At 65.8% G+C, this 13226-nt stretch carries 15 protein-coding genes and 1 tRNA gene; 3 read left to right on the top strand and 13 right to left on the bottom strand.

Translation table 11 applies throughout. The annotated features are described in order from the left end of the window. Positions 1 to 27: 27 nt before the first annotated feature. From BDW41_RS00985 to rlmE, 4 genes are all read right to left on the bottom strand, one after another. A tRNA-Arg gene (locus BDW41_RS00985) sits at positions 28 to 104 on the bottom strand. Between the two features lie 173 nt (positions 105 to 277). Continuing rightward, complete coding sequence (locus BDW41_RS23290) at positions 278 to 445, bottom strand: hypothetical protein (protein WP_158536961.1); 168 nt, start codon at positions 443 to 445, stop codon at positions 278 to 280. Positions 446 to 516: 71 nt separating this feature from the next. Beyond that, positions 517 to 2466 (bottom strand): ATP-dependent zinc metalloprotease FtsH, encoded by a 1950-nt coding sequence (ftsH, locus tag BDW41_RS00990; RefSeq protein WP_199535245.1) that lies wholly within the window; start codon positions 2464 to 2466, stop codon positions 517 to 519. Then, on the bottom strand, positions 2463 to 3113 hold the full coding sequence (rlmE, locus tag BDW41_RS00995; RefSeq protein ID WP_074547492.1) for a 23S rRNA (uridine(2552)-2'-O)-methyltransferase RlmE: 651 nt from the start codon (positions 3111 to 3113) through the stop codon (positions 2463 to 2465). Before rlmE ends, ftsH begins: the two co-directional genes overlap by 4 nt. A gap of 84 nt (positions 3114 to 3197) precedes the next feature. Between rlmE and yhbY the strand changes: the two genes are divergently transcribed. Further along, complete coding sequence (gene yhbY, locus BDW41_RS01000) at positions 3198 to 3494, top strand: ribosome assembly RNA-binding protein YhbY (protein WP_074547491.1); 297 nt, start codon at positions 3198 to 3200, stop codon at positions 3492 to 3494. Positions 3495 to 3510: 16 nt separating this feature from the next. After that, positions 3511 to 3891 carry an Mth938-like domain-containing protein gene (locus tag BDW41_RS01005; protein WP_074547490.1) on the top strand — a complete coding sequence of 127 codons (381 nt, stop codon included), beginning with the start codon at positions 3511 to 3513 and terminating at the stop codon, positions 3889 to 3891. A gap of 71 nt (positions 3892 to 3962) precedes the next feature. Here BDW41_RS01005 and BDW41_RS01010 read toward each other — a convergent pair whose 3' ends face one another. The 4 genes from BDW41_RS01010 to surE form a co-directional block, all read right to left on the bottom strand. After that, positions 3963 to 4958 carry a peptidoglycan DD-metalloendopeptidase family protein gene (locus BDW41_RS01010; RefSeq protein ID WP_074547489.1) on the bottom strand — a complete coding sequence of 332 codons (996 nt, stop codon included), beginning with the start codon at positions 4956 to 4958 and terminating at the stop codon, positions 3963 to 3965. Positions 4959 to 5023: 65 nt separating this feature from the next. Beyond that, the gene (locus BDW41_RS01015; RefSeq protein ID WP_074547488.1) at positions 5024 to 5632 is read right to left on the bottom strand and encodes a VTT domain-containing protein; all 609 of its coding nucleotides are present in this window, start codon (positions 5630 to 5632) and stop codon (positions 5024 to 5026) included. 22 nt (positions 5633 to 5654) lie between these two features. Beyond that, positions 5655 to 6335: a protein-L-isoaspartate(D-aspartate) O-methyltransferase gene (locus BDW41_RS01020; RefSeq protein WP_074547487.1), complete on the bottom strand. Its 681-nt coding sequence runs from the start codon at positions 6333 to 6335 to the stop codon at positions 5655 to 5657. Between the two features lie 4 nt (positions 6336 to 6339). Then, positions 6340 to 7134, bottom strand: a complete 795-nt coding sequence (gene surE / locus BDW41_RS01025) for a 5'/3'-nucleotidase SurE (RefSeq protein ID WP_074547486.1) — start codon at positions 7132 to 7134, stop codon at positions 6340 to 6342. Positions 7135 to 7317: 183 nt separating this feature from the next. Here surE and BDW41_RS01030 point away from each other — a divergent pair, with 183 nt between their 5' ends. Then, complete coding sequence (locus tag BDW41_RS01030; protein ID WP_074547485.1) at positions 7318 to 7863, top strand: Smr/MutS family protein; 546 nt, start codon at positions 7318 to 7320, stop codon at positions 7861 to 7863. Positions 7864 to 9213: 1350 nt separating this feature from the next. Here the strand turns inward: BDW41_RS01030 and truD are convergent. Genes truD through ftsB form a run of 5 tightly spaced genes read right to left on the bottom strand, consistent with a single transcriptional unit; the run spans position 9214 to position 13214 of the window. Next, complete coding sequence (gene truD / locus BDW41_RS01035) at positions 9214 to 10230, bottom strand: tRNA pseudouridine(13) synthase TruD (RefSeq protein WP_074547312.1); 1017 nt, start codon at positions 10228 to 10230, stop codon at positions 9214 to 9216. A 51-nt stretch (positions 10231 to 10281) separates the two neighbouring features. Further along, a complete protein-coding gene (mgtE, locus tag BDW41_RS01040; protein WP_074547311.1) occupies positions 10282 to 11700 on the bottom strand; it encodes a magnesium transporter in 1419 nt (472 codons plus the stop codon). Further along, complete coding sequence (ispF, locus tag BDW41_RS01045; RefSeq protein ID WP_074547348.1) at positions 11697 to 12170, bottom strand: 2-C-methyl-D-erythritol 2,4-cyclodiphosphate synthase; 474 nt, start codon at positions 12168 to 12170, stop codon at positions 11697 to 11699. The genes mgtE and ispF overlap by 4 nt, the downstream gene beginning before the upstream one ends. A 31-nt stretch (positions 12171 to 12201) precedes the next feature. Continuing rightward, positions 12202 to 12894 carry a 2-C-methyl-D-erythritol 4-phosphate cytidylyltransferase gene (gene ispD / locus BDW41_RS01050; RefSeq protein WP_074547310.1) on the bottom strand — a complete coding sequence of 231 codons (693 nt, stop codon included), beginning with the start codon at positions 12892 to 12894 and terminating at the stop codon, positions 12202 to 12204. Next, complete coding sequence (ftsB, locus tag BDW41_RS01055; protein WP_074547309.1) at positions 12891 to 13214, bottom strand: cell division protein FtsB; 324 nt, start codon at positions 13212 to 13214, stop codon at positions 12891 to 12893. Before ftsB ends, ispD begins: the two co-directional genes overlap by 4 nt. Positions 13215 to 13226 lie beyond the last annotated feature (12 nt).

Consider the following 13226-nt stretch of genomic DNA (forward strand, 5'->3'; position numbering starts at 1 on the left):
ATGCGAACATCACCTCTTGCTGTTAAATGGCGCGCCCGGAGAGATTCGAACTCCCGACCACCAAGTTCGTAGCCTGGTACTCTATCCAACTGAGCTACGGGCGCGTTTTTAACCTTTGCCTTGCCGCTTAACCACCGAGGTGGAAAGCGCCGAAGCGAGAAGCGGAATTATTCAGATTCGAGGGCAGTGCGTCAATACTTTTTTTCAGTTTTTTTTCATCGCCGTCTGAGAATCTTCACGTTCGGCGGTGAAAGCACGTTCACCCGAGCCGCTTAGTTTAGCCGTCCGGTTCACCCTCGGCTAGACCTTTGCGCAAAAAAATTTCGCGAATGCTTTCCTGCGCGGCGAAATCCCGCGCGTCATTCGCCATGTCACGCCCCTGCCCCGCATCGCGCGACGTTTGCGCGCGGTTGCGCAGGCGCGGCCCGCAGTCGCCCTCTCGCATGTTTGGTACTCGTCACGCGCATAAAAAAGGGTGGCCGCATGGCCACCCTTTCATTCGCTTCATCGCAACGATCAGAGATCGCCGATGCGGCTCTGCGTGGCCGGGTCGCCGACCTTGGCGCCGGTGTCGCCACGCGGCGGCGGAGGCGGCGGCGTGGAGCCCGTGCCGGAGTTCTTCGACCAATCGGCCGGCGGGCCGGGCACGCGGCCAGCCATGATGTCGTCGATCTGGTGCGCGTCGATGGTTTCGTACTGCAGCAGCGCATCGGCCATCACGTGCAGCTTCTCGATGTTGTCGGTGAGCAGCTGCTTGGTGCGCGAGTAGGCGCGATCCAGGATGGAGCGCACTTCCTCGTCGATCTTGCGCGCGGTCTCGTCGGAGACGTTCTTGTGCTGCGTCACGGCGCGGCCCAGGAACACCTCGTCCTCTTCCTCGCCGTAGGTCACCGGGCCGAGCTTGTCGGACAGGCCCCACTTGGTGGCCATGTTGCGGGCCATCTTGGTGGCGCGCTCGATGTCGTTGGACGCACCGGTGGTGACCTTGTCCTCGCCGAAGATCAGCGCCTCGGCCACGCGGCCGCCGTACAACGAGCACAGCTGCGATTCGATCGCCACGCGGTTCATGCTGTACTTGTCGCCTTCCGGCAGATACATGGTCACGCCCAGCGCGCGGCCGCGCGGGATGATGGTGACCTTGTAGACCGGGTCGTGCTCGGGCACGAGGCGGCCGACGATGGCATGGCCGGCTTCGTGATAGGCGGTCAGCTTCTTCTCGTCCTCGCTCATGGCCATCGAGCGGCGCTCGGTGCCCATCAGGATTTTGTCGCGCGCCTTGTCCATGTGGATCATGCGCACGTCGCGGGCGTTCTCGCGCGCGGCGAACAGTGCCGCCTCGTTGACGAGGTTGGCCAGATCCGCGCCGGAGAAGCCGGGCGTGCCGCGGGCGATGGTCATGGGATCCACGTCGGCGGCGGTGGGCACGCGACGCAGGTGCACCTTCAGGATCTGCTCGCGGCCCTTCACGTCCGGCAGACCGACCACCACCTGGCGGTCGAAACGGCCCGGACGCAGCAGCGCGGGGTCGAGCACGTCGGGACGGTTGGTGGCGGCGATGACGATGACACCCTCGGTGCCCTCGAAGCCATCCATTTCCACCAGCAGCTGGTTCAGGGTCTGCTCGCGCTCGTCATGACCGCCGCCCAGGCCGGCGCCACGATGGCGACCGACGGCGTCGATTTCGTCGATGAAGATGATGCACGGCGCGTGCTTCTTGGCCTGCTCGAACATGTCGCGCACGCGGCTGGCGCCGACGCCCACGAACATTTCCACGAAGTCCGAGCCGGAGATGGAGAAGAACGGCACCTTGGCCTCGCCGGCGATGGCCTTGGCGAGCAGGGTCTTGCCGGTGCCCGGCGGGCCCACCATGAGCACGCCGCGCGGAATCTTGCCGCCGAGCTTCTGGAACTTGCCGGGGTCGCGCAGGAACTCCACCAGCTCGCCCACTTCTTCCTTGGCTTCGTCGCAGCCGGCGACGTCGCTGAAGTTGACCTTGATCTGGTCCTCGCCCTGCAGCTTGGCGCGCGAGCGGCCGAAGCTCATGGCGCCGCGCCCGCCGGCACCGGCCTGCATCTGGCGCATGAACCAGATGAACACGCCGACGATCAGGATGATGGGCAACCAGTTGAGCAGCAGGCCCAGCAGCGAGAAGCCGTTGTTGGACGGCTCCTGGCGGACCTCCACGCCCTTGTCCTGCATCTGCTTGACCACCGAGTTGGTGGACCAGCCCAGGACCGGCGCGACGGTACGGAACGAGCTGCCGTCCTTCAGCTTGCCGGTGATGGCCGCCGGCTGGTCGGCGCTGATGGTGGCCGAGGACACGTTGCCGTTGTCCACGCTCTGCACGAAGCTGCTGTAGGGCAGGTCCGAAGAGGCACCACCGTGCGGATTGAAGCTCTGGAACACCGTCAGCAGTACGACTGCGATGATCAGCCAGAGCAGGAGGTTTTTCGCCATTTCATTCATGCACGGTTCTCGCCCGATTGCCCGCCGTGGATCTTTCGCCCCACGGCCAATGCATACACCTCCCGCGAACGTGCGCGGGAGGCCTTAGGTTTACGCATCGTTACGCGGGTGAAGTCTGCGCGCAAGCTACGTATGTATTCGTCAAAGCCGGTCCCCTGGAACAACTTGATCAGGAACGACCCGCCCGGCTTCAGCCAGTGGCGGCTGAAATCCAGTGCCAGCTCGGCCAGGTCCATCGCCCGGATCTGGTCGGCCAGGGCCACACCACTCATATTGGGGGCCATATCAGACAGCACAAGATCGACCTGCTGGCCATGCAGGCGGCTTTCCAGCTCGCGCAGGACCGATTCCTCACGAAAGTCGCCCTGGAGGAAATCTACTCCGCCTATGCCCTGCATGGGCAGGATATCCATCGCCACCACGTGGCCGGTGTCGCCCAGACGCTGGCGCACCAGCTGCGACCATCCGCCGGGGGCGGCGCCCAGATCCACCACGCGCATGCCGGGCTTGAGCAGGCGATCCTTGTCGATCAGCTCCTCCAGCTTGAAGACCGCGCGCGAGCGCAGGCCCTCGGCCTGGGCCTTTTTCACATAGACATCATCGAAGTGTTCCCGCAGCCAGCGGGAACTGCTTTTGCTGCGAGACATGGGTCGGCAACGGCCACAGATACGGGGGAGATGGTCGCATGATACCCTTAGCGGTCCTATCGCAGCGAATCCGAGACTGAACGCATGGCACTTTCCCCCTCGCAGCGCCGTTACCTGCGCAGCCTTGCGCACGATCTCAACCCCGTCATCCTGCTGGGTGCCAAGGGCGCGACCGACGCCGTGCTCAAGGAACTGGACCTGGCCCTGTCTCACCACGAGCTGGTCAAGGTGAAGCTCTCCGGCGGCGACAAGGAAGAGCGCCAGGCGCAGATCGACTTCTTCACCGAGGGCACCGGCGCGGAAAACGTGCAGCAGATCGGCCACATCGTGGTGCTGTTCCGCCGCAACGAGGACGAGCCCAAGCTCGCCCTGCCCCGCTGAACCCAGGGCCTGGCTGATGGACCTTTCGCTCGATCGTCCCGGCAATTACCTGTTCGTCCGGCGGGTGGATGCCCGTTCGATCGTCGTGGTCGACCGCGAACTCACCGCCAGCTTCCTGTTGTCGCCCGAACGCGCCGTCGAGAACTGGCCGGTAACGGCCGCAAGCGAACTCGATGCCAGCCATGTCGAGGCCATTCTCGAACTGAAGCCGGAAGTGGTGCTGCTGGGCACGGGTGAACGGCAGGTGTTCCCCGCCCACGCCTTCATGGCCGGCCTGCTGCGCAAGGGCGTGGGCGTGGAAGTGATGGACAATGCCGCCGCGGCGCGCACCTACGACCTGCTGGCCGGCGAAAGCCGCCGCGTGGTTGCCGCGTTCATACTTCCAGAGCAGAAGTGAGTGAAGAGGAGTGAGAGAGAGAGCCAGAGGCCTTCTCTCACTACTCACTTCTCACTCTTGTTTTCTGGCTCTCACCGCGAAGGCAGGTAGCCCATAGGGTCGACCGGGTTGCCGTCCTTGCGAATCTGGAACTGCAGCTCGTCGCGCGATGCGCCGGTCGAGCCCATTTCCGCGATCTGCTGGCCCGCGGTGACGCGCTGGCCTTCCTTCACCAATCGCTTGCTGTTGTGGCCGTAGGCCGACAGGTAGCTGTCGTTGTGCTTAACAATGACCAGCTCGCCGTAGCCGACGAGGCCGTTGCCGCTGTAGACGACGACGCCATCGGCCGCCGCGCGCACGGGGTCGCCCGCCTTGCCACCGATCTCGATGCCGGGGATGGCATCGCCCGACTGGAAGCGCTTGAGCAGCGTACCGTCCGCCGGCCAGCGCCAGGTGACGCCGCCATTGCTGCGCGTCGCGCCCGGCGCCGCCGGGGTGGGCGGTGCCGGTGGCGGCGTGTTGCTGGCGGTGGCGGCGGGTGCGCCCGCCACCGGAACGACCGGCGTGGTCACGGCCGCGGGCGCCGTTGAGGTATGCGCCGGGGCCACCGCACTGGCGGCGGGCGCCGGTGGCGCGGTGGCTGCCGTGTCGGCCGGCGACGTCGTTGCCGGCTGGAATCCCTGCTGGGTTTCCTGCGCCGGCGCCGCAGCGTGCGCGGCCGGTGCGGCCGGCTTGGCGGTCGCCACGACCGGCGCGGTGTGCATGGCGGCCGCCGCAGGCGGCTTGCCGTTGGCGGGCGCCAGTTGCAGCTCCTGGCCGGGCCAGATCGTGTACGGCGAGTCGATGTGGTTCCAGCTGGCCAGGTCGCGGAAGTCCACGCCGTTGCGGAAGGCGATGGAATAAAGCGTGTCGCCCTTCACCACCTTGTAGGTTCCGCCCGGCGCGGGACGGGTGGACGGCGCGACGACGCGCGAGGAGCTGTTGGCTGCCGGTTCCACGACGACGGATCGTTGCGTGCCGCAGGCAGCCAGCAGGACGGCGGAGGCAAGGGTCAGCGACCGGAGATATCCATTCATGTCGGCCAGCATAGCGAGGCGGAACGGTATTTTCATGCGTGCCGTGGCGACGGGCGCGTGAACCCGCCCGCCGATATTCAACGTGACAGGAACCACCACACCGCCAGCGCGGCCAGGATGATCAGTGCCGCCCAGCCAATGCGCTCGATGTGCTTGTGCAGAATGCGCTCGGCGCGCTCGCCGAAGATGCGGATGAGCAGCGCCAGCAGCCACACGCGCTTGCCGCGGCCGATGGCCATGCACACCAGGAACGGGACGATGGGCACGCCCACGATGCCCGCCGCCCAGGTGACGAACTTCATCGGCACCACCGGCTGCAGCGCCGCCAGCGCCAGCACCACCATCAGGCCCAGCCAATGCTGGTTCATCTGCATGCGCAGGTTGTCCACGCCCTTATCGATGGGCGCGAGCAGGTGCAGGCTGTCCAGCAACGGCGACAGCGCGTGGAAGGCCCAATGGCCCAGCGCGTAGCCCACCAGCGAACCCAGCAGCGAGAACAGCAGGCTGATGTTGGCGTAGAAGAACGCCTTGTGGCGCTTGCCCAGCATCATCGGCGCCAGCATCACTTCCGGCATGATGGGGAAGATGAAGGCTTCGACGAAACTCAGGCCGCACAGAAAGTACACGGCCCTGGGGTGGCGCGCCCACGTGAGCGCGCGCGCATACAGCGGTCCAAACAGACGCATGCTTAGAAGCTTCCTTGTGGCATCAGCCGATGCCGCCGAGCAGAGGCACGAAACTGACGGCGGCCAGTTCCTCCTGGACGAAATCGCCCTGCCCGTCGCCACGCATGCGGATCAGCGTCTGGTTGCTGGGTGAACCCACCGGCGCCACCAGCACGCCGGTGGGGCTGAGCTGGTCGAGCACAGCGTGCGGAATCGCATCGCCGGCCGCGGTGAGGATGATGGCATCGAACGGGGCTTCATCTGCCCAACCGAGCTTGCCGTCGTCGTGGCGCGAACGGATGTTGCTCAGGCCCAGCTGGCGGAAGCGACGGCGGGCCTGGCGCAGCAGTTCCTCGATGCGCTCCACCGTGTAGACCTGCGGCACCAGCTGGGCCAGCACCACGGCCTGGTAGCCCGAGCCGGTGCCGATTTCCAGCACCTTCTGCGGCATGCCGAATTCCAGCAGCGCCTCGGTCATGCGCGCCACCACCCAGGGTTGGGAAATGGTCTGGCCATGGCCGATGGGCAGCGCCGTGTTTTCATAGGCGCGCGAGTGCAGCGCCTGGTCGATGAAATGATGGCGCGGCGTATTGCGGATCACGTCGATCACGCGCTGGTCGCGGATGCCTTCGTCCTTGAGCTTGACGGCCAGGCGGTCACGCGCGCGCTGCGAGGTCATCCCCTCGCCTTTCAATGCCGATGGCGGCAACGGATGCACGTTCATGCCCTCACGCTGCCTCATCGGCCGGATTGCCGCCAGCGACGCCCTTGTTGAGCGCGCCGACCCAGCTGCTGACCTTTTCCAACGCCTGGAAACGGGTCAGGTCGACGTGGATGGGCGTCACCGAGACGTAGCCACGACGCACCGCGTTGAAGTCCGTGCCGGGGCCGGCATCATCCACGTCGCCGGCCGGGCCGATCCACCAGATTTCCTTGCCGCGCGGGTCCGTCTGCTTGATGCACGGTTCGGAACGGTGGCGCTTGCCCAGGCGCGTCACTTCAAAGCCGCGGATCTGCTCCCACGGCAGGTCCGGCACGTTGACGTTGAGAATGGTGTCGGCTGGCAGCGGATCGACCCGCAGGCGCTGCATCAGCAGCAGCACCGCATTGGCGGCCGACTCGTAGTGCTCGCCCTTGTGATCCTTGCTGACCAGCGACACCGCGATGGCTGGCAGGCCTAGAAAACGCCCTTCCATCGCGGCTGACACGGTGCCGGAATAAATGACGTCGTCGCCAAGGTTAGCCGAATTGTTGATGCCGGACACCACCATGTCGGGCTCGTGATCGAGCATGCCGGCCAGCGCCAGGTGCACGCAGTCCGTCGGCGTGCCGGCCACGCGGTAGTAACCGTTGTCCATGCGCAGCGCGCGGATGGGCGCGTCGAGCGTGAGGGAATTGCTGGCGCCGGAGCGGTCGCGGTCAGGCGCCACTACGGTCACCTGGCCGATCGCGCCAAGGCGCTCGGCGAGCACGCGGATGCCCGGTGCATCCACGCCGTCGTCGTTTGAAACCAGAACTCGCATGATGATCCGTTCAAAGCCAGTCGCGGCAGCGCGGCATGGGCAGCGCTCGCCGGGTCAAGCCCGAAGTCTACCGGACCGGCGCGGCGGTTTCACATCACGCCCGCTCACGTTTCAGACGCCTGACGCCAGCGGCTCAGCGCGGCCGCGACACCGCCATGACGCGCGTGCATTAGGATTCAAACCATGAAGCCGAGCCGCCCCAACCCCGTTTCCGACGATGACGCCCGCCTGTTCCGCGACGCCATCGGCGAAGTGACGCCGCTCGCCCCCGCCGAACCCGCGCCGGCCATGCCCAAACCCGAACCGCTCGCCCGCATGCTCGAAGCGGACGAGGCCGCCGTGCCCGGCGAACTGCTGGACATGGCGTTCGACCCAACCCTGATCGAGGTGGGCGAGGAACTGAGCTATCTGAGGGACGGCTATCCACCCAAGCTGCTGCGCCAGCTCAAGCGCGGCCAGTACAGCATCCAGGACGAAATCGACCTGCACCAGATGAACGCCGCCACGGCGCAGGCGGTGATCGGGGAGTTCCTGGCGGAGGCGAAGCACAACGGCATCCGTTGCGTGCGCATCGTGCATGGGAAGGGCTTGCGCTCGCGTGCGACGGGTCCGGTGTTGAAGGCGTTGACCGATCGCATCCTTCGTCGTCGCGACGATGTGGTGGCGTTTGCTTCGGCGCGGCCGATGCAGGGTGGGACGGGGGCGGTGGTGGTGCTGTTGAAGGGGTAGATGTGGGCGTGGTCGTGTTGGGTGTTGCTGACTTAGCCCAGACCCACGTTGGACGAGTGCGAAGTGTGCCTCCCGGCGGGCTCTCACAATCTGACCTCACCGTTTCATTCTTTAGCTGTCATTCCTGCGAACCCGACAAAAGGAGGTAAGGGCGGGTTTGGCTGTCGTGCAGCGAGCTCTTGCAACCTTGCCTCGCCGTTTCATTCTTTAGCCCGTCATTCCTGCGAAGGCAGGAATCCAGTGACTTTTGCTTTTGGTTCTTACCCTATAGGCTTACGGTTGCCGAGATTCCGCGATCTGGCCGCCTACGCGGCGGGCGTTTCGATCGTCTGCCGACGCTCGAGTCACTTTTCTTTTGCTGGCCCAAAAGAAAAGTAACCCAAAGAAAATGGCCTTTAGAGCCAACGCCGGTAGCATTCCGTAGGGATAAGCCCGAACGGGTGAGGTGCGTTGTGGTTTGGCAACCTCCGCCGCTACACAGCGGGTAACTTGGAGCGCTTCGCAACGCGCCGTAGCGCAGAGGGCTTAAAGCAGCGTGCGCTACGCTTCCCGATCGCTGAGGCTAGGTAAAGGCGACGCTACGCTTCCCGACCCGTGTGGAGAACTCGCCACCTTGTGGCAAGACATTCCTGTAGCGCGGCACTCCATTTCCGGAACACGACACTCCGACACAACACCGCACTCCTACCCTTAGCAGCCGCTCAAATCTCGCGTGAGTCCACATTTCGCCTCACCCGTCATCCCCGCGAAAACGGGAGGCGCTTCATCAACAACCGAAGGCTGGTCATCCAGTGCCTTTAAAGCCTTCTCGCAGCGTGCAAAGTCGCTGGATCCCCGCTTTCGCGGGGATGACGGTGAGGGAATGGAGCCGCTTCGGAGATTTTGAACAGCCTCTAAGGCAGGCGCCTAGCGCCTGCCACGACGCGATGTGCCGCGCAGCGGCACGAGCCGTCGGCTTTGGACTTTGGGCTCTTGATCTGCCGGGTCCCCGTATGAGGCGGCGGACGGGTGGAGATCAGGCCCCGCAGGGGTGCCTGGCAGGGATGCCAGGCACTTTTCGTCGGGGCAGGAGCCCCGTCGAAAAGCCCGTAACCCGTCCGCGTACCTTCCGGGCAAAGCCCGGAAGGCGCCTCATCCGGGGGGCCCTTCTCTTTGGTTACTTTCTCTTGGGCAAGCAAGAGAAAGTGACCCGGCCTCCGGCAGGAGGGCGGAACGCCCGCCGCGTAGGCGGCCAGACCGCGGGAACGCTGGTAAAGAGCCGATCAACCTCCGCGCGACAACCGACCACTACCGAAACTGGATCCCGGCCTGCGCCGGGATGACGGCTCTTTTGAGGCCGCGAGGACAACCTCACCCCGTCCGCGCCACCTCACGAACCACCGTCGTCGCATACGCCCCGGCCGGCAACTCAAAACCCAACTCCAACGCACCATCATCCAGCCACCGCCACTTCAAATCCTTCGGAATCATGCGCAGCGCCCGGCGCTCCTGATCCATCTTCGCCGCCACCAACCCATCCGCCAGATCGGCGTTCTCAGCGGCCATGGCGTTTTCAAGCGCGGCAACCTCCCCCTTCGCCGGCGTTTCGCCGCGTCCCCACAACGGGCCTGACGGATGGATATCCCCCGTCGCCAACCGCTGCGACAGCGTTGCGTCGAACGGCTCAGGACCGAACCAAGAGCGCGAACCGGCCAGCGACCAGATCTCGCCTTCCATCGGCGAATCCCACGCGTCGCGCTCGACGCGGGCGGCGAGTACGGCGTTGAAGATATGCGAGCGCGCGGCCGACAACAGGAAATGCCGCTTGTCGCGATCCACCCGGCGCCCGGCGAACATCGCGCGTGCCTGCGCGACGTTGCCGCCTTCGCGTCCGAAGCGCTGCTCGCCGAAATAATTGGGGACGCCGCGCTGCGCGATCTGCGCCAGCACCTGTTCGGCCACGGCGCGGTCGCCGTCTACTTGGCGCAGCACCAGCACGAAACGGTTGCCGCGCAATGCGCCGCGTTTGAGCTTGCGCTTGTGGCGCGTGACGGCCAGCACCTTCACGTCCTCATGTGGAAAGGCCGTCCAGTCCGGATGAGGCTTGCCGGCCAACTGCACCGAGAAGGTCTGGCGCGTCACCGCGTGGCGATCCTTGAGCCCTGCGTAGCCCACGTCCAGCGGTGGCACGCCGGCGAATTTGGCCAGCTCGCGCGCGACCCAGTCGGTGTTGGCGTCGCGCTTCTCCACCCAGAGCAAGGCATGCTCGCCTTCGCCGTCGGCGTCGTAGCCGAGGATTTCCTCGACCTGGAAATCCTCGGGGGTGCTGCGCAAGACGGCGGTCAGCGGCGGGTTGCCGTAGGCATAGGGCAGTTCAAGATCGGACATGGGACTCCACCGGCGTCCGCCGGCATCAGAAAGGATGGCGCCAAGAGCGCATTACATCAGGAACAGCGTGGCGAGGCCGAGAAAGATGAAGAAACCGCCCGAGTCGGTCATAGCGGTGATCATGACGCTGGAACCCAGCGCCGGATCGCGACCCAGCCGCATCATCAGCAAGGGAATGCCGACGCCGCAGAACGCGGCGAGCACCAGGTTGAGCGTCATCGCCGCGGTCATGACCACGCCCAGGCGCGCGTTGTCGTAGAGCAGCCATGCCACGATGCCGATCACGCCGCCCCATACCAGGCCGTTGATCAGCGCGACGGCGATTTCCTTGCGCCACAGGCGCCGCGCGCTGGCGGGCGTGATCTGGTCGAGCGCAAGGGCGCGCACGATCATGGTGATGGTCTGGTTGCCCGAGTTGCCGCCGATGCCGGCGACGATGGGCATCAGGGCGGCCAGCGCGACCAGTTGCTGGATAGAACCCTCGAACAGGCCGATCACGCGCGAGGCGATGAAGGCCGTGACGAGGTTGATCGCCAGCCATGCCCAGCGGTTGCGGATGGACTTCCATACGGAAGCGAAGATGTCCTCCTCCTCGCGCAGGCCGCCGCGATTCAGGGCTTCGCTCTCGCTCTCCTCGCGCAGCACGTCCACCATCGCATCGATGGTGATGCGGCCGATCAGGTGGCCGCTGCCGTCCACCACGGGCGCCGTCACCAGGTCGTAGCGCTCGAAGGCCTGGGCGACTTCGTAGGCGTCGTCATCGGGATGGAAGGTGTTGACGTCGGGCGCCATCACCTCGCTCACGCGTTTCTCCGGCGAGTTGACCAACAGCCAGTGCAACGGCAGCACGCCGGTGAGCAGGTTGTCGTGATTGACGACGAACAGCTTGTCGGTCTGTTCGGGCAGTTCGTCGAAGCGGCGCAGATAACGCAGCACGGTTTCGAGGCTGATGTCCTCGCGGATGGTGACCATCTCGAAGTCCATCAGCGCGCCGACCTGATCCTCCGGATAGGACAGCGCCGCCTGCACCCGCTCGCGCTGCTGCGCGTCGAGGCTGGCCATGAGTTCCGGCAGCACTTCGGTCGGCAGGTCCTCGACCAGGTCGGCGAGTTCGTCCGCATCCAGCGGCTCGATGGCAGCGAGGATCTCGCCCTGGTCCATGTCCGCGATGAGCGACTCGCGCACCGCGTCGGATACCTCCAGCAGGATGTCGCCGTCGCGCTCGGCCTTGACGCGATGCCAGACGGCCAGTCGATCGGCCAGCGGCAGGGCTTCCAGCACATAGGCGATGTCGGCCGGGTGCAGCGCGTCGAGCAGGGCCTGCAATTGCTGCTGCGCCTCGCGGATGCCCTGGTCGGCATCGGGTTCGGGCAACTGACCGAGGCCGCGCAGGCGCCGCAGCAGCTCGCTGATGTCATCCAGCTGATCGTGCAGGCGCGAGGCCGAACCGCGGCCTCCGGCCTCGCTCATGCCAGGACCAGCAGCACGCAGGCTTGCGCCGCGATGCCCTCGCCACGCCCGGTGAAGCCGAGCTTTTCGGTGGTGGTGGCCTTGATGCTGATGCGGTCGAGTTCGCAGCCCAGTTCCCCGGCAACCGCTTCGCGCATGGCGAGCGAATGCGGCCCGACCTTGGGTGCCTCGCAGATGACGGTGACGTCGGCATTGCCCAGCGCATAGCCCTGCTCGCGCATGAGCTTGGCGGCATGGCGCAGGAAGATCCGGCTGTCGGCGTTGCGCCACTGCTCCTGGCTCGGCGGGAAATGCCGGCCGATGTCGCCCAGCGCAAGCGCGCCGAAGATGGCGTCGCACAACGCGTGGATGACCACGTCGCCGTCGGAGTGGGCCACGATGCCACGGTTGTGCGGCACACGTATGCCGCCGAGCATCACGTGATCGCCGTCGCCGAAAATATGGACGTCGAAGCCCTGTCCGATCCGCATCATGGGAAACTCCTTGCAGCCCGTGCGGGCTTCACTTCATACGCGACAACAGGAATTCCGCCAGCGCGAAATCCGTTGCCGTGGTGACCTTGATATTGTCCTCGGCGCCTTCGACCAGCAACGGCGCGAAACCGGCGCGTTCCATCGCCATGGCCTCATCGCTGACCGTCACGCCGGCGGCATGCGCCGCCTGCAGTGCCGCGGCCAGTTCGCCGCGACGGAACATCTGCGGGGTGAACGCGCGCCAGCGATGGTCGCGCGGTTCGGTGACCTCGCTGCGCTGCTCGCCGTTCGCACGCTTGAGCGTGTCGCGCAGGGGCGCGCCAAGCAGGCCACCGCCCGCGGGCACGCCCACGTCGATGAGTCGCGTGATGTCGGCTTCGCGCACGCAGGGGCGCGCGGCGTCATGCACCAGCACGAAGGCGTCTGGCGCCACGTCGCCCGGCAAGGCCCGCACGCCGGCCAGCACGGAATCGCAACGCTCGGCGCCGCCCAGGGTCGTGAGCACCGGCTTTCCGTACAGGCTGTCCACGCCGGGCCAATGACCATCGTTGCCGCCCAGCACCACCATCAACCCGGCAATGCGGGGATGCAGGGCCAGCCGCTCCAGCGTATGCAGGATCAACGGCCTGCCGGTGAGCGGCAGGTATTGCTTGGGAATGGTGCCACCGACACGCGTGCCGCGCCCCGCCGCCGGCACCACGCACCACAGTGCCGCGCTCATGGGTTACCGCTGCTTGCGTTGGACGCAGGCGTCTGTGCGGCGCCCGGTTTTTCGACCACCTGGTAGAACGTTTCACCCGGCTTGATCAGGCCAAGCTCGGCGCGGGCGCGGGCCTCCACGGCTTGCTCGCCGTGCTTGAGGTCGCTCACGTCCGCGCCAAGCGCCTGGTTGCGCGTGGTCAGCTTGTCGTTGTCTTCGCCCTGCTTCTTCACAGCGGCACGCAGGGCTTCCACCTCGTGCACGCCTCCGTGACCGTTCCACAGTTTCACCTGCAGGGCGATCAGCAGAAGAATCAGGATCAGGGCGACCCAGCGAACCATGGGCTAGGCGTC

The sequence above is a fragment of the Dyella sp. AtDHG13 genome (assembly GCF_003201105.1).
Lineage (GTDB): Bacteria > Pseudomonadota > Gammaproteobacteria > Xanthomonadales > Rhodanobacteraceae > Dyella > Dyella jiangningensis_B.